The 1,515-nt window shown below is 35.5% G+C and carries 2 protein-coding genes; both read left to right on the forward strand.

What is annotated here, in order from left to right; genetic code table 11:
* The first annotated feature begins 369 nt into the window (after nt 1-369).
* Nucleotides 370-948: a zeta toxin family protein gene (locus OQX62_RS25030; RefSeq protein ID WP_265834410.1), complete on the forward strand. Its 579-nt coding sequence runs from the start codon at nt 370-372 to the stop codon at nt 946-948.
* Nucleotides 935-1,123: a hypothetical protein gene (locus tag OQX62_RS25035; RefSeq protein ID WP_265834411.1), complete on the forward strand. Its 189-nt coding sequence runs from the start codon at nt 935-937 to the stop codon at nt 1,121-1,123. Before OQX62_RS25030 ends, OQX62_RS25035 begins: the two co-directional genes overlap by 14 nt.
* Nucleotides 1,124-1,515 lie beyond the last annotated feature (392 nt).

Below are 1,515 nucleotides of genomic sequence, written 5' to 3' on the forward strand. Positions count from 1 at the left end.
CACATGATTTATCATTAACACCTGGTGCATTAAGGCTGGTATAAAAGGTTTCTTCAAACCGGGGCGTGGTTATAGGAGCAGACTTGTAAAGCGCTAAGACACTCTTGATCTTACCTATATTATCCAGTTTTTTTATTTGCTACGTTTAATAGATTTCCACATTCAGGTTTAATAGTCTTCCCCTCTAGTTGAAGTACTTTTTCATATTAGTGGATCATCGAATAATAATTGTCTAATCTATATTTAACACTATGATTGGTAGTTTTCTTATTTTAGTGCAGGATTCCAAATCTTTATTGAATATGAACATTGTTAAAATTGTGGGAGATATGCTTTATAATAACCTGACCTGGTCAATGGAGGTTTGTTATGCCTAACTTATACATTATATCGGGGTGTAATGGGGCCGGTAAAACTACAGCTAGTTATACCATCCTGCCAGAAATTCTTAATTGCCGGGAATTTGTTAACGCAGATAATATCGCTGCTGGATTGTCCCCTTTTAATCCTGAAAGCGTAGCACTTGAAGCAGGGAGAACAATGTTGCTTCGTATAGGTGAATTAATGGCTGACCATGCTGATTTTGCAATAGAAACAACTCTTGCAACCCGAAGTTATGTTTCATTGATTAAAAGGGCCCATTTGAATGGATATAGGGTAAGTCTGTTATACTTTTGGTTGAGTTCACCTGATGTAGCTGTAGAGCGGGTAGCAAAACGTGTTGCTAATGGCGGACATCATATACCATCTGATACTATTGAACGTAGGTATTATAGGGGGATTTACAATTTATATAATCTTTACATGTCTGTTTGTGACGAATGGACAGTTGTCGATAATACAGACGTATCTCCTGAAATTATAGCGCAAGCTGATAGTGTAGGAAAAACAATTTTTAATAACGAACTTTGGAATAAGATTAAAAAAGATAGTCATGGAAAAGCCTAATAGTATAAGCCCGGATGCAACATTTAGTGATAAGGTAATGTTTGGTCTTAAAATAGCTATTCGTAAGATGACGGAAGAAGCTGCGCTACATGATCAAAGTCTGGTTATTGGAAATAAAGATGGAACCTTTAAATTAGTTCCTGCTAAAGAATTACTTAAAACTTTGCCAAAATAGTTTTTAAACTATTATCGTGATTTAATCGCGGCTTCTATTTCCGTACTGGGTATGGCTTAAATTTCCTGTCATGCTTATATCTTTGTATTCCTTCTCGTAAAAATCAGAGGCATGATACTGAACGCAGTTCAGGTATTTATAGCCCTTTTTTACATTCTTTTAAAATTAAAGACGTGATATTGACCCCTATACAATTATCTTCACGATTTTGTTTGGTAGTATGTAAATTTTCCCTACTTTTGCATCCCGCTTCGGAGGAAGGGAAACAGAGGGAAGGATAAGTGAAGAAGATTTTGAAAGACGTGTAAAGAGAAGGAGCCTGTCAGGGTTTGTTTAAATTTAAAAAGGGTTTTAAGGCCCTGAAAAAATAAAAAATAAAAAGCTTGACAAAA

The sequence above is a fragment of the Pedobacter sp. MR2016-24 genome (assembly GCF_026239655.1).
Classification (GTDB): Bacteria; Bacteroidota; Bacteroidia; order Sphingobacteriales; family Sphingobacteriaceae; genus Pedobacter.

Bases quoted from the DNA above. Each gene is read 5' to 3' on its own strand.
- OQX62_RS25030 (WP_265834410.1), top strand. From the start codon at position 370: ATGCCTAACTTATACATTATATCGGGGTGTAATGGGGCCGGTAAAACT.
- OQX62_RS25035 (WP_265834411.1), top strand. From the start codon at position 935: ATGGAAAAGCCTAATAGTATAAGCCCGGATGCAACATTTAGTGATAAG.